The organism is Terribacillus saccharophilus, assembly GCF_002272745.1.
GTDB lineage: Bacteria > Bacillota > Bacilli > Bacillales > Amphibacillaceae > Terribacillus > Terribacillus saccharophilus_B.
Map to the genome: position 1 here is coordinate 597,359 of NZ_NPBD01000007.1, position 18,066 is coordinate 615,424.

The 18,066-nt window shown below is 40.9% G+C and carries 12 protein-coding genes; 8 read left to right on the forward strand and 4 right to left on the reverse strand.

Annotation, left to right across the window (positions count from 1 at the left end):
• Positions 1 to 263: 263 nt before the first annotated feature.
• The 5 genes from CHH58_RS10160 (at position 264) to CHH58_RS10180 (ending at position 10,951) form a co-directional block, all read left to right on the forward strand.
• Positions 264 to 3,917, forward strand: coding sequence for an N-acetylglucosaminidase (locus CHH58_RS10160; protein WP_095262460.1), 3,654 nt, complete (start codon positions 264 to 266; stop codon positions 3,915 to 3,917).
• A gap of 201 nt (positions 3,918 to 4,118) precedes the next feature.
• Positions 4,119 to 6,614, forward strand: coding sequence for a peptidoglycan recognition protein family protein (locus tag CHH58_RS10165; RefSeq protein WP_095262461.1), 2,496 nt, complete (start codon positions 4,119 to 4,121; stop codon positions 6,612 to 6,614).
• A gap of 98 nt (positions 6,615 to 6,712) precedes the next feature.
• Complete coding sequence (locus tag CHH58_RS10170) at positions 6,713 to 8,317, forward strand: glycosyltransferase family 2 protein (protein ID WP_095262462.1); 1,605 nt, start codon at positions 6,713 to 6,715, stop codon at positions 8,315 to 8,317.
• A 206-nt stretch (positions 8,318 to 8,523) separates the two neighbouring features.
• Positions 8,524 to 10,071 carry a glycosyltransferase gene (locus tag CHH58_RS10175; RefSeq protein WP_095262463.1) on the forward strand — a complete coding sequence of 516 codons (1,548 nt, stop codon included), beginning with the start codon at positions 8,524 to 8,526 and terminating at the stop codon, positions 10,069 to 10,071.
• A gap of 148 nt (positions 10,072 to 10,219) precedes the next feature.
• Positions 10,220 to 10,951 (forward strand): WecB/TagA/CpsF family glycosyltransferase, encoded by a 732-nt coding sequence (locus CHH58_RS10180; protein WP_249275094.1) that lies wholly within the window; start codon positions 10,220 to 10,222, stop codon positions 10,949 to 10,951.
• A 34-nt stretch (positions 10,952 to 10,985) separates the two neighbouring features.
• On the opposite strand, the gene tagH is transcribed toward CHH58_RS10180, so the two are convergent.
• The 3 genes from tagH to CHH58_RS10195 form a co-directional block, all read right to left on the reverse strand.
• On the reverse strand, positions 10,986 to 11,774 hold the full coding sequence (tagH, locus tag CHH58_RS10185) for a teichoic acids export ABC transporter ATP-binding subunit TagH (RefSeq protein WP_095262464.1): 789 nt from the start codon (positions 11,772 to 11,774) through the stop codon (positions 10,986 to 10,988).
• Between the two features lie 16 nt (positions 11,775 to 11,790).
• Positions 11,791 to 12,624 (reverse strand): ABC transporter permease, encoded by an 834-nt coding sequence (locus tag CHH58_RS10190; protein WP_095260391.1) that lies wholly within the window; start codon positions 12,622 to 12,624, stop codon positions 11,791 to 11,793.
• Positions 12,625 to 12,785: 161 nt separating this feature from the next.
• Entirely contained in the window at positions 12,786 to 14,132 is a 1,347-nt protein-coding gene (locus CHH58_RS10195) for an LCP family protein (RefSeq protein WP_095262465.1), read from the reverse strand.
• Positions 14,133 to 14,381: 249 nt separating this feature from the next.
• Here CHH58_RS10195 and CHH58_RS10200 point away from each other — a divergent pair, with 249 nt between their 5' ends.
• The 3 genes from CHH58_RS10200 to CHH58_RS10210 all read left to right on the forward strand — a co-directional run bounded on the left by CHH58_RS10200 (position 14,382) and on the right by CHH58_RS10210 (position 15,042).
• Positions 14,382 to 14,609, forward strand: coding sequence for a DUF1659 domain-containing protein (locus CHH58_RS10200; protein ID WP_093880544.1), 228 nt, complete (start codon positions 14,382 to 14,384; stop codon positions 14,607 to 14,609).
• Between the two features lie 25 nt (positions 14,610 to 14,634).
• Entirely contained in the window at positions 14,635 to 14,844 is a 210-nt protein-coding gene (locus tag CHH58_RS10205) for a DUF2922 domain-containing protein (RefSeq protein WP_095228173.1), read from the forward strand.
• A gap of 63 nt (positions 14,845 to 14,907) precedes the next feature.
• A complete protein-coding gene (locus CHH58_RS10210; protein WP_077307232.1) occupies positions 14,908 to 15,042 on the forward strand; it encodes a YvrJ family protein in 135 nt (44 codons plus the stop codon).
• Between the two features lie 20 nt (positions 15,043 to 15,062).
• Here the strand turns inward: CHH58_RS10210 and CHH58_RS10215 are convergent, their stop codons facing one another.
• Entirely contained in the window at positions 15,063 to 18,065 is a 3,003-nt protein-coding gene (locus CHH58_RS10215) for a hybrid sensor histidine kinase/response regulator (RefSeq protein WP_095262466.1), read from the reverse strand.
• Position 18,066: the final 1 nt, after the last annotated feature.

Consider the following 18,066-nt stretch of genomic DNA (forward strand, 5'->3'; position numbering starts at 1 on the left):
AGGAAAAAGTCAATTTCAATAAAATGGTAAAAATTGAATCTATAGTACTATTTTAATTGTAAACTAAATGAAAATTTGATAATAGATTGTAAAGCTTTGTTTGATTTTGTAGAATTATAGATAAATAGGTAATTAGTTGCCTATTACATACCATTGTTACCTATCCCTAGTAAAAACGAAGGAGTGGTCGATGAGTTTATCGATACAGAAACAACGATGCGATGGCGTCTGCACATTGAAAACTGAATATTTTGGAGGGTGAAATGAAGAAAGTTACTTATTTATTGATTGCTATCTTATTATTTAGTGCAATATCTCCGGCGAATTATGTTTTTGCAGCTGAATCGGGCAGCAGCTCTGATGTAGTGAAAGAACAAGAAAAGCTTTCAGATACTCAAGCGGAAGAGGAAGAAAAACAGACCAATCAGGTTGAAACGCCTGTTGAGCAGAGGGAGTCGGAGAGTACTGCGGATGGAACAACAACAGAAACTGAGAAAGAATCAGGGAGTAGCAGTGTATCTGAGGAAGAATCCTCCTCCAATTCATCAGAAGTTACTGATCCAAAAGCGCAAGAAGGTGTTCCTTCAGTAGAACAGCATCAGGAAATCGAGCAATCTGTGGAGCAGACTGAAGAGCAAGAGAAAGAAGAAGCCGAAAAGACAATGCGTGCCGCTTCTGTTAAGGTAGCTGCACCTGTTGAGACAGCTATAGACATAATGGGCCATCTTAATGGAGATGCTGTCATTTATCCAAATTTGACGGACACTTCTAAATCTATATCTGCAGCTGATGCAGGTTATACAAACATTGTCTATTATTTGAAGAAACAAGCTAAATGGAACAATGAAACGTATTATTTAATCAGCAAACAGCCTAGTGCGACAGAAGGTATTGTAGGCTGGGTTAAAGCTTCCGATATGGATACGCGTACCCATGGAGCTAAAACTGTTCAACAAGCAACTTTCACTGTAAAAGGAACTGGTAAGGCATATACGAAGCCATGGGGCGGTTCAAAAGATCTGGTATACACACTGAATGCATATAAAGGTCAGTCATTCCAGGTCGATTATTCTGAAAAAGTCGGAAGCATCACATATTATCATGGCACACTTGCTGGGAAAAAAGTCTATATTGATACGGCATATCTGACTTCATACGAAGATAGTACAACAAGCAGGTTGGGTCATTTAAATGCAAATGCCAAAATATATGATGATATTTCAACCCTTTCCACTTGGAAAGATGCGGAAGATGCAAATCTGACGAATGCCGTGTATTACATCAAGAAACAAGCAATCGTAAATAATACATTGTATTACTTACTCAGCAAACAGCCTAGCAGCACAAAGAATTTGGTGGGTTGGGTAAAGGCTTCTGATATGGATACCCAATCCCATGTCACCACTGATAAAGAAGCGAAAACTTTTGTAGTGAAAGGTACTAACAATGCCTATACGAAAGCATGGGGCGGAAAGAAAGATATCGTTTTTAATTTATCTAGCAAAAAAGGTCAACTATTCCAAGTCAACTTGACTGAACAAGTCGGCAACGATACGTGGTATCGCGGTGTGCTTGCTGGGGAGGAAGTATTCATCAAATCTTCTTATCTGGAAGCTTATAAACCGACAGTTAAAGAAGAGAGTACTAGTATATTGGGTCATTTGAATGGGAATGCAGTAATTTATCCTGATTTAAATAATCCTGCTAAGTCTATCAGCGCTTCCAAAGAAGGATATACAAATGCGGTATACTATATTAAGAAGCAAGCTAAAGTTGATGGCGTACTCTACTATTTGCTAAGCAGACAGCCTAGCAGTACAAAGAATTTGGTAGGTTGGGTGAAGGCGTCAGATATGGATGCACAACCCCATGTTACTACTGATAAAGAGACGAAAACTTTCGTAGTGAAAGGGTCAAACAACGCCTATACGAAAGCATGGGGCGGAAAGAAAGATATCGTCTTCGGTTTATCCGATAAAAAAGGCCAACTGCTGGAAGTCAATTTGACGGAGCAAGTCGGCAATGATACTTGGTATCGCGGTATGCTTGCAGGGAAGGAAGTATTTATCAAATCTTCTTATCTTGAAGCTTATAAACCGACAGTTACAGAAGAGCGTACTAGTTTGTTAGGACATTTGAATGGGGATGCAGTGATCTATCCTGATTTGAATAATCCTGCCAAGTCTATCAATGCCGACAAGGAAGGGTACACGTACGCGGTATATTACATTAAGAAACAAGCTAAAGTTGATGGAGTACTTTATTACTTGCTCAGTAAACAGCCTAGCAGCACGAAAAATCTGGTGGGTTGGGTAAAAGCAACTGATATGGACACAAATACTCATGTCACTACTGATAAAGATGCGAAGACTTTCGTAGTGAAAGGGACTGGGAAGGCTTTTACGAAAGCGTGGGGCGGAAACAAAGACCTCGTTTATGATTTGTCAACCCAAAAAGAACAGCTGTTCCAAGTTAATCTGACAGAAAAAGTCGGCAATACTACTTGGTATAGAGGAATGCTTGGCGGTAAAGAAGTCTTTATCGATGGTAAATATCTGAACGCCTATGAGGAAAGCAAGACTAGTAGACTTGGTCATTTGAATGCGAATGCCAAAATATACGATGATTTATCCAAGCTTTCTTCATGGAAAGATGCGGAAGATGCAAATCTGACGCACGCTGTGTATTACATCAAAAAACAAGTGAAAATAGGTAATACACTATATTACTTGCTCAGTACGCAGCCTAGCAGTACGAAGAACTTGGTTGGTTGGGTAAATGCTTCTGATATGGATACCCGTTCCCATGTTACTATCGATAAAAACAGTAAGACATACTATTCAAACGGTGAAGGTAAGTCTTATACAAAAGCATGGGGCGGCAAAAAGGACTTGGTTGAATCAAGTATGTCCTCCTTTGCAGGTAAAGGATTCTCTGTGAACTTAACAGAGAAAGTCGGCGATGATATTTGGTATCGCGGTGTCTTGAATGGTAAAGAAATGTGGTTGCATGAAGACTATGTAACGGTAAGTTACGAACAGAAACAAACATTTGATTTAACCCTGAAGGAAGCAATAGCAATTCAAGAGAAAGCTTCTCCTCAAACTGATAAAGAGTACGATACATACGTATCTGCTGAATATATCAAAAATAATACTGTTACAGCTGATTTATTGAATGTCCGAGGCGGTCCCAGCACAAATTATTGGGTCGTTGGTACGTTGAAGAATGGTGCCAAAGTCGATATCATCCGTCAAGTTGGTAGCTGGTATCAAATAGAATTCACAAACAGCCGACAATGGGTTAATCCTAGTTCTGCTGATATTGAGTATTATTTGAATCCGAATAACTTTATCCATGATGATCGCCAGAAATTCCAATTCCTTGATCTTACTCGATCTAGTGATGTTACAGAAGCAACGCTGAACAAATATCTAGACGGAAAAGGAACACTGGAAGGTCAAGGGAAAGCGTTCATCGATGCAAGCAAATTATATGGCATCAATGATATTTACCTTGTGTCCCATGCAACACTTGAGACAGGTAACGGTAAATCTCAGCTAGCACAGGGTGTCAACTATAATGGAACAAAAGTATACAACATGTATGGAATCGGTGCCTATGATTCCTGCGCGGTAGAATGTGGTGCTGAGAGAGCTTATGAAGAAGGCTGGACAACACCATATAAAGCGATTGTCGGCGGTGCTAAATACATCGGTGCCGGATACATCAACTCTGGTCAGAATACGCTTTATGAGATGCGCTGGAATCCACAAGCTATGGCAAACACAGGTGCCTATGGCAAACAATATGCTACAGACATAGGCTGGGCCTATAAGCAAGTCAATACAATGTATAATCTCTATCAAACTATCGGTGTTTATACATTGTATCTAGAAATACCAAGTTATAAATAATCATAAAGCACATTATCTTACAAGATAATGTGCTTTTTTTGTAAATCATCGTTTAAAAAGTTAATTTTTATGCCGATATACATCAATAGGGAAAAGGTATAGCAATCTATTAAGATTTATTACACAGCACAATAGATAAGTAGGCATATCCAGTCAACTGAGTCGCTATTACCGATCTCAATCTAATACATAGAGGTAATTATGAAAAGAATAATCAGCATTAGTGCAATCTTTCTTTTGTTATTTAGTTTATTTCCTTTTAACACGTTCGCTGAGCCTAATTATGCTGCAACAAAGAGTGTGGACTCTAGTACAGCAGAGTCAGAAGAGAATATAGAGAATCCTGAAGATATAATAAGTGAAGAAGGCGATTCTACTGAAGTGACAGAACAGCAAAAAATACCGGAATCAGATAAAACGGCTGATAAAGAAGATACATCTTCTGAACAAGATAAGCAGAATGAGACTGGGGAAGAAGTAAAAGAGGAAGCAGATACGACTCAAGAGCAGACAAATACGGTTGAACCTGCAGAAAAAGAAGCCGAGGAAGAGGGAAATACACCAAAGTATAATGAATTAGGTATTAAAGAAGGTACAATGGTGTACGGACTAGACATCAGCAAACTTTCAGCAGAGCAATTGCAGTATATCCCAATTGAATGGCGCGATGGTGTAGAGGAGCCTAGCTTCCGTTCTTCCTCTGCTCAACAGTTTTCAGCCAGCCGGGCAAATTACCCCGATGTGAACAAATGGATCAAAGATAATAAGCCAGCAGTAGCTTCCATTAAAACGGAGCATAAAAGCTTTTTCACAAAGTTCAACTATAGAGGCGGACGGGGCGCTGTTGAAGGGGTCGTGGCTCATGAAACAGCGAATCCGAACTCATCGATACGTAACGAAATCGACTATATGTCCAATCACCACCAGAATGCATTTGTCCATGCATTTGTCGACGGCGGGAATATTATTGAAATCCACCCAACGGATCTAGGTGCGTGGGGAGCGGGTTACTACGCCAACCAAAGATTTGTGCATGTTGAACTAGTGGAAGTCAACAGTTACGAAGAGTTTGCCAAATCCATCAATAATTACACAGATTACATAGCCCATGTACTTGCGCAATACAACCTTGGTGTTGATGATGCAGAAGGTGATGGAAAAGGAACTTTATGGTCGCATAATGCGGTGAGTAGGTACCTAGGCGGTACAAATCATGTCGATCCACACGGATATTTTGCCAAATACGGTTATCAATGGAACGACTTTGTAAAGCTAGTAAAAGAAAGATATGATCAAAAGGCGATCAAGTACAGCAATACTAGTAAACTAGGTCATATCAAGTCCTCAAACACTACAATCTATCCTGATGTTACAAAGCTTACCAACAGTTTCAAAGCTGGCAGTACGTATACAAATCAGGTGTATTATATTAAAAAGCAAGCTGTGGTTAATGGTACAACTTATTATTTGCTAAGTACACAGCCTAGTAGTACGAAAAATACGATCGGATGGATCAAGGCCAGCGACACGCAGATGCAAGAACATCGTACCGTAAACAAAGAAAAGGCAACTTATACCGTCAAAGGGTCAGGAAAAGCCTACGATAAGACATGGGGCGGCTCTAAGAATCTCGTTTATGATTTGTCGAAATTAAAAGGCGCAGCCTTTGAAGCTAATATGACAGAAACAGCTGGAAATAATACATGGCTACGAGGCAAATTAAACGGGAAGGAAGTATGGATACTTTCCAGTGAGCTGTCTGATAAACGTAAAATATCCAACACAAGCAGGCTCGGACACCTAAATAAAGGTGCTAAAATTTACACGGATATTTTAACTTCTGATAATTACCGTTATGCGGATGATAAGGATTACAATCAAGTTTATTATATTAAACAGCAAGCAGAAAAGAATGGGCGTACTTATTATCTGATCAGTTATGCTCCAAGCAAGGTAAAGCAGCTCGTCGGCTGGGTTGATTCCAGTCAAATGGAAACACTCTCCCATACGACATATAGTAAGGACAGACAAACCCTCTATGTAAAGGGTACAGGTAAATCTTACAGCAAGGCATGGGGCGGCTCGAAAGATATAGTTGAGAAAAATATGAAGCAGCTGGAAGGACAAGCATTCCAAGTTGATTTGGTCGAAAAGGTGAACAAAGCCACTTGGTACCATGGAACAGTGAATGGCAAACAAATGTGGCTACACAGTTCCTACCTTTCTACAAAGACAGAGAAAAAAATCAGCAGATTAGGGCATCTTAATGGAAATGCTGTTATTTTGAAACAGCCTGGTATGCCGCTTGATGCCAAACAGGCAAAAGATGGCTATACAAATGCTGTCTACTATATCAAAAAGCAGGCTGTTGTGAATGATAAAACGTTTTATTTAATAAGCACCCAACCGAGCAGCGTAAACGGCACAGTCGGCTGGGTTGATTCCAGGCAAATGGAGACACATCCTCATACGACTTATAGCTATGAGAAGCAAACTCTTTATGTAAAAGGCACAGGTAATGCTTACACGAAAGCCTGGGGCGGCTCAAAGGATCTAGTCTACAATTTAAAAAATCATAAAAATGGTGTATTTAAAGTCAATCTCATCGAAAAAGTAAACAAAGCAACTTGGTATCGCGGGATGCTGAATGGAAAAGAAGTTTGGATACATTCTGCGTACTTGAAAACATCAAAATGAAGTTTGACGTGCATATCTGCGGATATGCACGTTTTTGTTACATAGTTTGACAAAAGACGGTAAAATAGAGAAGTACAGTAGGAAAAGTGGAGGAATATATGAAATACACAATAGCAGTGCCGGTATATAATGATGAAAATACAATAAAAGCGTGTTTGGATAGTATCATAAATCAGACAATCGGGACAGAGAAGCTTGAGGTCATTTGTGTTAATGACGGTTCGACAGATAAGAGTCCTGAGATCTTAGAAGAATATAGTGCAGCGTATAATTTCATCAAGGTCTTACATCAAGAAAACAGCGGATCACCAAGTGCTCCTCGAAACAGAGCAATTGAAGCGGCAACTGGCGATTTCATCTTTTTCATCGATGGAGATGACTATTTTGGATTGGAAGCTTTTGAACGAATGGAAGAAAAAATAATTGCATACAATCCGGATATTGTCGTAGGGAAATACGTAGGCGTTAATCGCGGTGTCCCAACAGCTATATTCACGCGCAATCCAGACAACTTCCAATTTGTTGGATCCAACGCTCTGTATTCAATCGGAGCAGTGAAGCTATTTAGAGTAGAGATGTTGCTAAAGCATAACATCCGTTTTCCAGAACATTATTCATTGGGAGAAGATCAGCCTTTTATGGTAAAGGCCTATGCCTATTCTTCTTCTATCGCATTAGTGAAAGATTATCCAGTTTATTATGCAACCAACCATTTGACCGTTGGACGGGAACAGCTGACCAAGCAGACAATTAAAGGAAAGAGCTATATGCACGCGATGACGGATTCTCTTAATATTATTCGTGATCTGGAGCTTCCTATTGAGAAGAAATTAATAGTGTATTATCAGTACGTACATCGAATCCTGCACGTAGAATTGCGCTCCATCATTGAACGTTCATTCCTCATGGAAGATAAAGTGTATATCTTTAACGCGTTGAAGACATTGATTAAAGAACATAATTTCTTGGAATTCTATGGTTATTTCAATAATAGGCAAAAACTATTACTTCGTATCATCGAGCAAGGGGAACTTGAGGATCTGATTAATTTCTGGTATGCCGAAAGTCACCCTGGTAATATGCAAGTGTTTCATGGACTTGTCTATCCGAAATCAGAAAAAGCCTATGAGCTAGCCAAGGCTGAATCACTTTCCTTCCATCGAGCAAATAAAATGCAAGCGGTGGTAACCCGTATCTCTAAGGGTGCGGAAGGCGTTGTGTTGGAAGGGTACAATTATCATTCACACGTGGATGCTGAAGATGAAAAACTGTTTCTGAAGCTGATCAATCGGGAAGATAAGAGAACAACGTCTATCGAGATGGTAAAAGGACCAAAAAACAATGAGGCACCTGTACCAATCCAATCTGATATGCTGCAGCAGCAAGTATCAACATTCCATGCAGTCATTCCATTTACGATGTTAAGTTGGCTTAATACAAGCGACGGTGTTATCGATTTGCATGTAGTCAGCAGAATCGAAGACTATAACATTACAGCCCGTGTTGTAGGAGAAGTGCTGGAGAACCAGAAAATAAAAGGGGTATTGAAGGAGAAGCGAAACAGCATTGTTGTAGCAGAATCGTACAACACAAAACACGGAAACTTATCCTTTAAACTGCATCTAACCAATAAACCAAAACCAAAGCAACTTACCAAACAACAGCGGATGAAAAATAAAATAAGACGTATAATACAATCTTGATTGTTATTTTATTTTGATTTAAACGCTGTTTATGCTATTTTTATTTAATAGACCAATCCGCTGATTTAAGTGATCCAGATGTAGAGGATGACGCATTCTATGTGGTGGCTAAAGAGGAAATGTACCAACAATAGTAGAAAATGATTGTGTAATATCAATAGTTGTTTTCTAACTAAAAATGAAGATTGTTTAGGAGGATACAGAATATGAAAACACCTGTATTCGTATTTAATTCACTGAATGTAGAGCGCGGCGGGCTCACGAAGGCCGTAATGAAACGCGCAAATGTACTGGCAGAGCACTATGAACAAGTGGTTTTCTTTACCCTTGCTTATCAGCAGGATCATAAGAATATCATCGAGAAGTTATATAAATCAGGTCAGCTTAGCAGAAAAGTCGAGGTACGGAATTTTTATACTGATCTCCTAATTATACAAAAGGGAGATAAACCTGAAAAAGCTAAAACAGATTTGGAAGGCATGCGGGCTATACAGGATAAGAAAAGTACACAGCTCGCATATCGTTATTATGAGAATGGATTTTATAAGGAATATCGACGTTTCAATGGAGATGGTTCCTTGAAACTGATCGATTATATGGATGAAAGCCGTACTCGTCTAAGTCGTGCAGAATACCTTAGGGATGGCCGTCTTGTTCGTACGAGTCATATGGATTATGCAACAAACAAGCCTAAGTTGCATCGTTACCTCTTGGAAGATGGTACGTGCAAACTAACAGCCTGGGTAAATCCATCTGGAAGTGAAAGTCGTGTCATTATATTTGGTGAGCAAGATGTAGAGTATGACTCCATTAACATGGCTTATGCAGCGTGGATCGGACAAGCTATAAAGGATTATGCTACACCTGTATTAATGTCTGATTCTCGTAAAACAGATGAAACAGTATTGTTAGTAGAAGCAAATGTAGAAAAGATTGCAGTTGCGCATAATAATCATTTTGAATCTCCATATGATGCTTCTGCTAACACAAAGAAATCATGGGTACATTTTACAGAAGGAATTAATTCGTTTGATTCTGTTGTCTTTCTGACACATGAACAGGAAAAAGATATTACTTCTCGCTATGATGTAACGACAAAGCTTCATGTCATTCCGCATGCTGCTCCAGATACACCTAGTGCACAACAAGATTACAATCCAAAAGTAGCTGTGACATTGGCTCGATTTGAACCGCAGAAGCGTTTGGATGAAGGTATTGCAGCCTTCAAGCACGTAGTGGACAGCATACCTGATGCTGAATATCATATTTACGGAATGGGTCCGCTTGAAGGAGAATTAAAGGCTCAGATCCAGCGACTTGGCCTTGAGAAGAATGTGAAGCTGTTAGGTTTCTCATCTGATCCGACAGCATCCTATCAGTCGGCTGCTTGTACCATTCTCACATCTGATTTCGAAGGCTTCGGTATGGTGCTTACAGAGACACTTGCAGCTGGAACGCCAGCGGTTGCCTATGATATCAAGTATGGACCGAAAGATATTGTCAGAGATGACGTTGACGGTTATCTTGTCAAAAAAGGCGATCAAAAGGCGCTAGCGGATAAAGTGGTAGCTATCATGAATGACAGCAATCTTCGAGACAGACTATCAGAGCGTGCCACAGAAGTTATTGAGCGATTCAGCGAAGAGAGCTTCAAAAAAGATTGGGTGGAAATGTTCGGACAATCCTATACCTCTTCAGAAAACGATAAGTCGCAGGAGAAGAAACGTTCTTTCTTCGGATTTGGCCGTAAATAAGAAAACAGCCGGTATATTACCGGCTGTTTTCTATTTGTGTAAATTCTATGTGAATAATTGTAAAGTTATTGTTTTCGTGGCATAATGGGAAAGTCTATCATACGAAGATTCCTACCTGATGGTTTGATCTTGAAAGGTTGTTACAAGTGTGTCAAATCAAGAAATCGTAGAAATAATGGATATTCCTTTTAATAAATTAACACAAAAAGAACTATTGCAGCAGCATCTTTATCCTCGGATCAACGCTGGTGAACGTACGTATATCGTAACGGCAAACCCGGAGATTGTTATGCAAACAAGAGTGGATGCTGTATATAAAAAAAGCGTCAAAAGTGCTGATTATATAATACCCGACGGCGCAGGAGTCGTCGTTGCTTCTAAAATACTTGGTAACCCAATTGAAGAACGTGTGACGGGATTCGATCTGATGTTCAAGCTGCTCAGCTATGCAGAAAAGCATAACCTTAGCTGCTACTTCCTTGGAGCGAAACAGGAAGCAAACGAACGAGCGGTAAACCGTGTACGCTCTCAGTATCCTGGTATCCGTATTGCCGGAAGCCACCACGGATATTTTAATGCTGACGCAGAAGCATCGGTGGCGGAGCTAGCAGCCGCAACAAAACCAGATCTTATCTTTGTGGCAATGGGTTTCCCGAGACAAGAGAACTTTATCGCTGCTCATAAACATCTATTCGAAAAAGGTGTATTCATGGGTGTCGGCGGGGTATTCGACATATTAGCCGGAGAAATGAAGCGTGCACCTCAAGCCTGGATAAAACTGAATTTAGAGTGGCTGTACCGTTTAATAAAGCAGCCTTTTCGCTGGAAACGGATCCTTAAAGCATTTGAATTTATGTTCCGCGTCCTTATACGCAAATAAAAAGACAGAAAGGCAATTAGCCTTTCTGTCTTTTTTAGTTTGCTGCACCTGCAATGGCGCGCTCACGATATGCTTCTTTTTCTTCCTTGGACATCTTCTTGTATTCATTGAGGAATTGGTCGTATTTCGGAATGACTTCGTCGATAGATCCATATTCCCGTACTTGTCCGAATTCCAGCCAAAGTATTTTATCGCAGAACTGCTTCATTTGTCCAAGGGAGTGGCTGACGAAAATCATCGTTTTGCCTTTATCCTTGAATTCATGCATCTTGGCAAGGCTCTTCTCAGCGAAAGCTTTATCACCTACGGATAAAGCTTCATCGATAATCAATATCTCAGGATCGATATTAACAGAAATAGAGAAGCCAAGGCGTGATTTCATTCCGCTTGAATAGTTTTTCACCGGCTGGTCGATAAATTTCTCCAGCTCAGCGAATTCAATGATTTTCGGTTCAAGCTCGGCAATTTCTTTCTTATTAAGTCCAAGCATCAAACACTTTAGTTCAATGTTCTGTCTGCCCGTCAAATCACCCTTCAAACCAGCGGAAACAGCAATCAAAGCTGCATCACCATTTAGGGTGACAGAGCCTGTCGTTTCCGGAACGATACCAGCAATGATATTCGACAAAGTCGATTTACCAGATCCGTTGATACCGATGAATCCAACAACATCACCTTTTTCAGCTGTAAAGCTGACATCGCGCAATGCGTAAAAATCTTCCCCGTATTCCTTTGGGAAAATGATGTCTTTAATACGGTCTGAGCTTTTGCTATATAATTTATATTTTTTGCTTACATTTTCAACGATAATTGATTTATCCATAAAAATCCCTTTCTAATTAGAGAAAGTCGATAAAGTGTCTTCTGAAACGAATATGCAAGGCGGCACCAATCATGAAGATGATTGCGGTGACTACCCAGAAGTAGATTGTGTACTCCCATGAGTTAATGAAGTACCAGCCATTCTGCCCCATCAATGATGCACGGTAGCCTTCGACAAGATAATAAAGCGGGTTAAGCTTCATTACTAATACCAAGAAATCCGGAAGCCTATGGGAGATCCAAAGGATAGGTGTCAGATATAGCACCATTCTTAAAGTCGCTTGAAGAAGCAGCTGAATATCCCGTATAAGCGTTGTTAGAGTTGTCATAAGCAGTACAAAAGCATACGTAAATGCTACTGTAGCTATGATGAAGTATGGAAGTTGCACTATATAGATACTAACCGGATATCCGGTGAATTGCATAAGGATAATTGTGAACACTACAAGAATTAAATGAGGATAAAGCTTCGAGAATATCGTGATATTTGGTATCACGCTCATTGGGAAGTTCATCTTCGATAATAACCGTAGTCTGGAATAGATAGATTTAGAACCTTGTGTAGCTGCTGGTTGGAAAAACATCCAAATAATTAAACCTGCAACGAGCCAAGGAAAGAATTGTAAATCTTCTCCTCCTGAGGGATTCGGAATCTCACGTGGTTTACCGCCACTGATTAAATAACCGAACACAAGCCAATAGATGGCAATTTGTATCAGCGGACTTATAACTTCCCACGCCAATCCAAGGTAGTTAGCATTATTGTTATTCCTTAGTTCATAAAGCGATATGCGTCGAATGAGATTAAAATGCTTGAATTGTTCTTTGAGAACAGTAATTGCTGATTTCATAAAAAAGTCCTTCCTGCTAGGATGTTCTTTTGTTCAGACCTCTTAAATTATACTAGCAACATCAATAGAAAACAATTTTAATTTACACTGCCTTTACAATAGAGAGCGATGATGTGACAAAAGGAACTGCCACCCAAAAGAGGGGTGGCAGTTTCGGTAGTTTATGGTGTTACAGTACTTCCTGTCGAGTCGACAGAAGTGCTGTCATTTGTCGTGGTCCCTGTTGTATCTTCATAGGTTGTACCACTTGTAGAGTTGCTCGATGTGCTGTCAGTACTAGATCTGCCTGTATCATAGCTTGAAGTGCCAGTGCTTCCATCTGTCGGTGAGCCGCTAGTTTCGGTGCTATTATCGGTAGAACCAGTTTCTCCAGTAGTTCCTGTGGTGCTATCAGTTGTACCAGTTTCACTGCTTGTAGAACCAGTAGAGTCAGTCGTTCCAGTACTATCTGTCGTACCGGTAATATCGTCATAAACTCCGCTGCCATCGGTTTCCACACTATCCGTGTCTACTTCCTCAGACAAATCAAGATGCTCACGAAGCTGCTTTTGAATATCTGCCAGAGAAGTTGGATCAACTTGGTAATACCAAATGCCGTCAGATAGCTTACCGCCGGTGCCATCAAGGTTCAATGTGTTAATCTTCAGGTCATTGCTTGTACCATAAGAGATAAAACTCTTGATCTGATCAAATGTAAGACTTGTACTTAGGTTGTCGCCTACATCCTGAATTAATGCATCATATTTAAATACTGATCCTGCAGAAGATGCTTTTGTGATCATTGCCTTAATGATTTCCTGCTGGCGTTTACCGCGTTCGATATCGTTATCGTAATGACGGGTACGTGCAAGGGCTAGTGCTTCTTCGCCATTAAGCTCCTGCATTCCTTCTTCCAAATGAATAGCATCTTTCTGATCCTTAGAGTTCTGCTCATACAGCTCGTAAGGAACTTCTACATCAATACCGCCAAGTGTATCAATAATGTCCATGAAGGCATTGAAGTTGATTTCTGCATAATAGTCAACGGGAACGTTAAGGAAGTTCTCCACAGTTTCTACACTAGCTTGGGCACCGCCATAAGCGTGTGCGTGGGTGATTTTCGTCTGACGATCGACTTCCGGTACGTACACATAGGAGTCACGCGGGATGCTCAAAAGATCTACGCTATGTTCTTTCTTATTGAAAGTAGCAAGGATCATCGCATCGGAGCGGGAATTTCCTTCATCGCGTGTGTCACTGTCGTCCACTCCCATGAATAGAATCGAAACATTGTCCTCCACCGGGTCGACTGCTTCATCTCTCAATGCTGATTTGTCTCGTGTATCTGCGACATGGGCATTATCAATGGCACTGGCTGCGGAGGTCCATAAATGAGCAGCATACGCTGCTCCTCCTGCTCCAAGGATTAAAACGGGGATAAGAAGCAGCATCAAAATTCGTTTTTTATTTACTTTTTTCTTCACTATTCGCCTGGGAGGCTGGGCTTGGTAAGGTGACCTTCTTCTCATGATTAAACTCCTTTATTTACTGATGTATCTGTATGTTTATTCATTAATTTTGCTGGTAAAGTCTACCTGTTAGCAGAACATGCTAACCTTAATTGTACTATGAAACAGTAACAACGTAAAATTACTATTATATTACAAGTCTTTCCCGCTAGTGACTGGGCTTAGGCAGTGCTCATGAACAATTTTCTAAACTTTTTCCACACTTTTTCGGGGCAGGTTCCGATTATAGCTGTGAAAGGAGGGGAGAACATGGCAGTCATTGCAACCCATAACAAAACACGCCTTAGCATCGTATTGTATGATGGCGTGGATCCGGACACAGGCAAAGACAAATACAAAACAAAATCTTTTAACAACATCAGACTTGATGCGACACCGGATGAGCTGCAGGCATTCGCCGATGCATTGGTACCATTGCAGCAGCGCAATCTGTACGCAGTAGAAAAGAACGACCACTCGATCCTGCGTGAATCTTAATTCGACAGAAAAGGAGGAATAAACCTTGAAGAAGCTTGATCTACAGTTTTTAAATGAAGCTGGCAAGACTGTGACCATCAGCTTGGAGCAGCCCGTTGAACCATTCGACGAGGCAGCAATCAATCAGGCGATGGATGTGATTCTCACGCAGAATGTCATCTCTTCGAGCGGCGGACCGCTTGTCTCGAAAAAAGCAGCCCGTATCGTCGATCGTACCGTAGAGGAAGTATTTTAATCCCAATGGAGTGCAGCCGCTGAGAGCTGCACTCCTTTTTAAATAAGAAAGGAGGCGTACCAGATGGAGCCATGGCTTGCGATCATAAAGGAATTCGGATTTCCGGCAGCAGTCACCTTCTATTTGATGCACCGGATCGAAAACAAGTTGAATACGCTGATTGCTTCCATCCATAGTCTGCCGGAGAAGCTGAAATGAAGAAGACCAGCTTCCCTAAGTTAAGGGGTGCTGGTCTTCTTCTTTCCTTCTGTTAGCGGAACTGTAATCTGTATAGTTGTCCCCAGACCTGCTTCGCTGCACAATAGAAGCCCGCAGCCATTTAATTTTTGCAGACGGGTGTGAGTATTGATCATGCCGATGCTATCTGTGTGTCCTTCAGATGTATTCAAGAATCGCTGTTTATCGGGCGGAATGCCAACTCCGTCATCTTTAATATGAATGATGGCATTGTCTTCTTTTTTAAATAATTGAATGAGGATAGAACCACCCTCTTCTTTTGGCTGCAGCCCATGAAGGACAGCATTCTCAACTAAGGGCTGCAGTGTCAGGGGAGGGATAAAGAATTGCAGTTCGCGGTCTATATCCCACTTCACTTGAAGCCTTTCGCCAAATCGTTCCTTCTGGATATATAAATAGGAACGTACTAGATCCAGTTCCTCTTCTATAGGAATGGTGCTCGATAAATTTTTTCCATTGAAACTAGTTTGCAAGTAGTTGCCAAATTCCTGAAGCAGACGCATCATGCGGTCCGTATCGATCGTGCTCAGTGCTGCGATTGTATTCAAAGTATTAAAGAGAAAATGTGGATGAATCTGCGCTTGAAGCCATGCTGCTTCAATACGAAGGCGATCCTCGATCGAACCTTTAAGCTCCAGCATAGATTTGATCCGTGTTTTCATTTCAATCATATCTACCGGTTTTGTGACATATTCATTGGCACCTGCTTGGAAACCGGCATAGACATCTTCAGGCTGAGAGCGGGCTGTAAGCAGTAAAACTGGTAATTCTGTAAGGTTGTATCGGCTGCGGATCGTTTTCGTCAATTGGAAACCGGATATTTCCGGCATCATCACATCGATGATTAGTAAATCCCATTTCTCAGTGTCTAGTTGTTGGATGAAATCGGATGGTGATGCAGTTGTGCTGATGTGGTAGCCATCCGCTTCCAAAGCTTGTTTAAGAATCATTAAATTCACGGGGTCATCATCTATCGCGAGAATACGATAACCAGAGGCAGCTGGAACACCTTGTTCCGTAAGCTGTTCCGCAGCGGCAACCTCGGTGAAGGTAATATTTCCCGTGATGGATTTATTCTTCTGTTCCGCAGCGAGTGGTAAGCTGAGTGTAAAGACAGAACCTTTTCCCAGTTCTGATTCTGCGGTTAAAGAACCACCGTGCATCTCGGCCAGCTGTCTGCTGATACCAAGACCAAGACCGATCCCCTCGCTTTCGGAAATAGAATTGTTTCCTTTCTCATAAGGAAGGAAAATGCGTGTTTTGGTATCCGAATCCATTCCGATACCAGTATCCATTACCTTAACTTGGAGATACGATTCATCTGCTGAAACCTTGATTGTGATGTTCCCTTCCGGCGTAAACTTCAACGCGTTATGAAGCATATTTGTCACAATCTGTGTGACTCGATGTTCATCTGCATATATGTAAGGAAGGCTATCCGACATTCCCATGTGTATTGTTACATTCTTCTCATCCGTCATAAATCGAAGCATATCCACTGTTCCAACCAAGATTGGTTCAATGGAGATAGAAGCTGGTTCGAGACGGACCTTATTGGACTTCATCTGGGTAACGTCAATCAGATCGTTTATAAGATAAGACATCTTCCGACTAATTGTTTGAATCAGTTCGAGCTGATATCTACTGCGATTCTTAAGCTTATCTTCTTGCTCCAGTACACTTTGAACCATATTCATCATCCCATGCAAAGGTGTGCGTAGCTCATGGGATGTGTTCGCTAAAAATTGGTCTTTTCGTTTCTGTTCTGTTTCCAATTCCTCGATGTATTGCTTGTTCTCTGCTTCCGTCTGGAAAAAGCGGAGGAACCAAAAGCTGCAGAAGCATACTAATGCAAGTGTAATATCGAAAGGATAGAAGCCAGCCTTGATGGCAGCCCGCAGGGTATCCTCCAAGATTGGGAGATTACCTACAAATATAGTCCAGGCTACATGAGAGACAACGGCAGCACCAGCGAGAAACAATGGTAAGGCTCTCTCTCCACTAAGAAAAACAGTACGGAATAAAATCAAAAAGATGATGGAGAAAGCTATTGATAGGGAAATAGCAATTCCAATAACATATCGCACGATTTCTATCGGTGCTGCAAGAATATAGATCAAGTACGCTGTAAACAGGAAATAAAGAATTTTAAATGGCCATTTGGAAGCAGCTTTTGTGAAGGTAAAGACAACAAAAAGCAGAAAGAAAAAGCTTAAGCCAATATAACTGAAATAAACAGTTCTTACATACCATTCGTGACTCAGTGGCATCACATAACCCAAAGTATTGTAATCGGAAGTCACAACAGCTATGCTCGCCAATAGAGCTGCTATCGAAAAGAATAAGGTGCCAATTTTCTTTGGTTTCATTAAATAAAGTACAAATGCATACAATGCGTGGATAAATATGATGGCACCAACAAAAAACTGGAGTAAGCCTGCTTGATATGTTTCCTTTTGAATCTGCTGTGACGAGCCAAATCTCACGTTGATCAATGACCGTGCCCGCTCATTGCCGTGGAATTCATCAAACGTGAGCCTGATTTTGAGTTGACCGTTCTCATCTGCTCGTAAATCTGTAACAGAAACAGGAGTGGGCGGCCCTTTTTCGAAGTCTGTTGCTTGATAAACGAGCTGATCGTTGGCATATACCGAGAAATTAGAATAAAGAGATCGGACGGACAGAGCATAGCGGTCAACTTGCTCACCGACTTGTATAGTCATTTCATAAGTACCTGCAGCTTCTGCTTGCATATACTTTGGAAGGTCTGTATAGAGAGGATTATCAGATTTGCTTGTCTGCTTCCAATCTCCATTCAGTGCAATAGAATGACTGTTTGAAAAATCAACTTGGCGTGCGTCCAACTGCCCTTCAGCTGCCTCAGGCTGAACATCAGGTGTCTGTGTGTGATACCAGACTATTCTACCCAACGTCAAGACAACTGCAAAAGCTAAAATGATCATCAGTTTCGTGCTGCGTTTCATA

Excerpts from the sequence above, each read along its gene's own strand:
- CHH58_RS10160 (WP_095262460.1), top strand. The coding sequence starts at position 264 with ATGAAGAAAGTTACTTATTTATTGATTGCTATCTTATTATTTAGTGCA.
- CHH58_RS10165 (WP_095262461.1), top strand. The coding sequence starts at position 4,119 with ATGAAAAGAATAATCAGCATTAGTGCAATCTTTCTTTTGTTATTTAGT.
- CHH58_RS10170 (WP_095262462.1), top strand. The coding sequence starts at position 6,713 with ATGAAATACACAATAGCAGTGCCGGTATATAATGATGAAAATACAATA.
- CHH58_RS10175 (WP_095262463.1), top strand. The coding sequence starts at position 8,524 with ATGAAAACACCTGTATTCGTATTTAATTCACTGAATGTAGAGCGCGGC.
- tagH (WP_095262464.1), bottom strand. The coding sequence starts at position 11,774 with ATGGATAAATCAATTATCGTTGAAAATGTAAGCAAAAAATATAAATTA.
- CHH58_RS10190 (WP_095260391.1), bottom strand. The coding sequence starts at position 12,624 with ATGAAATCAGCAATTACTGTTCTCAAAGAACAATTCAAGCATTTTAAT.
- CHH58_RS10195 (WP_095262465.1), bottom strand. The coding sequence starts at position 14,132 with ATGAGAAGAAGGTCACCTTACCAAGCCCAGCCTCCCAGGCGAATAGTG.
- CHH58_RS10200 (WP_093880544.1), top strand. The coding sequence starts at position 14,382 with ATGGCAGTCATTGCAACCCATAACAAAACACGCCTTAGCATCGTATTG.
- CHH58_RS10210 (WP_077307232.1), top strand. The coding sequence starts at position 14,908 with ATGGAGCCATGGCTTGCGATCATAAAGGAATTCGGATTTCCGGCAGCA.
- CHH58_RS10215 (WP_095262466.1), bottom strand. The coding sequence starts at position 18,065 with ATGAAACGCAGCACGAAACTGATGATCATTTTAGCTTTTGCAGTTGTC.